Origin of the sequence: Paenibacillus anaericanus, assembly GCF_003994475.1 — a bacterium.
Lineage (GTDB): Bacteria > Bacillota > Bacilli > Paenibacillales > Paenibacillaceae > Fontibacillus > Fontibacillus anaericanus.
Map to the genome: position 1 here is coordinate 1 of NZ_RZNY01000083.1, position 1367 is coordinate 1367.

The 1367-nt window shown below is 44.4% G+C and carries 2 protein-coding genes; both read left to right on the forward strand.

Translation table 11 applies throughout. The features are described from left to right. The first annotated feature begins 73 nt into the window (after positions 1-73). Positions 74-397, forward strand: a complete 324-nt coding sequence (locus EJP82_RS27775) for a transposase (RefSeq protein ID WP_127195314.1) — start codon at positions 74-76, stop codon at positions 395-397. After that, positions 388-1314: an IS3 family transposase gene (locus tag EJP82_RS27780; protein ID WP_127195315.1), complete on the forward strand. Its 927-nt coding sequence runs from the start codon at positions 388-390 to the stop codon at positions 1312-1314. Before EJP82_RS27775 ends, EJP82_RS27780 begins: the two co-directional genes overlap by 10 nt. Positions 1315-1367 lie beyond the last annotated feature (53 nt).

The window sequence follows — 1367 nt, forward strand, 5'->3', positions numbered from 1 at the left end:
CTATATAGCCCCCTAATCCAATTGGACACTCCAATCCACCTCATATACACTAAAATGAGTAAGGAGTAAATCGATGAAAAGACGATTCAGGTGCCCTGTTGAAACGAAGAAGGAGCTAGTGGTTGAAGTGCTTGCCGGTTACCGAGTAGAGATGGTAGCCCGGAAGCACGGAATGTCTCCTAAAACGTTAAGCAACTGGGTCCGCCAATATCAGGATGAGGTGGACGACCTTATGAAAAAGAAGCAAATCGATGCCGAGAAACTGAAACAGAATGCAGCCAGTTACGAAGATTTGCAGAAGAAATATGACAGTGCCATGAAGCTGTTGGGAGAAAAAGAACTCGAAAACAACATCCTTCGTGACTTGGTAAAAAAAAAGTATCCCGATTGGAAGTAGCAACACACTGGATTGAACAGGGATATCCTATTCAAAGAGTACTACGTCTGTGTGGAATCCCTCGTTCAACCTACTACTATCGTCTGCAACATCCTGAACACCAACAACCTGTCAGTAGCGGCCGGCCTATTCCGGGTTACTCATTTGACAAGGATGGAAAACAGGTGGTAGATGCTCGTATTAGAGGGTACCTCAGACGCCTTATCCAAGGGCCAAATTCAGCGTTCGGCTACCGAAAGCTAACTACGTTGTTGCGGCGAAAATATAAATTAATCATTAACAAAAAGAAAGTATACCGTTTATGCAAAGAAATGGGCATCCTTCATCCGCAGCGTGAACTGACAAATCCTGTACCCAAAAGGCTTGCAAATAACCGAGTTGTGGATGGACCTAACCAGTTATGGCAGATGGACATTAAGTACGGTTACGTAGCCGGTAAACGTCAGCATTTCTACCTGGCAAGCATTATTGACGTGTTTGATCGGAACATTGTCGCCCATCATCGCGGAAAGGTTTGCAGCACGCAGGACATCTTACGTACGGTACAGAAGGCGCTTCTAAAGCGGCGAATACACGAACAAGAACACAAGTTGGTCATACGGACCGATAATGGGCCACAGTTTATTAGTAAAGCTTTCTATACTTTTTGCGAACAAACTGGCATAGAGCACGAACGGATCCCCAACCAAACACCAAACAAAAACGCGTTTATTGAGTCGTATCACAGCATCATAGAGCGAGAATGTTACCAACGCAATTGTTTTGAAAATTACGAAGAAGCCTTTGCAGAAGTAGATCGATTCATTCGGTACTACAATACGGAACGGATCCATGGCAGTCTCAAGGATTGGCCACCCAAGGAATACTTACGTTTGATGACCATGGGGTTGATTCCCCCACAAAAAATTGCGCTATGATGAGATTTCTTAAGAATGATGTGGAAAGTGTCCAAATTTAGGGGGTTGAACCG

What these genes read in the sequence shown, in the direction of transcription:
- EJP82_RS27775 (WP_127195314.1), top strand. Translation starts at nt 74, where the DNA reads ATGAAAAGACGATTCAGGTGCCCTGTTGAAACGAAGAAGGAGCTAGTG.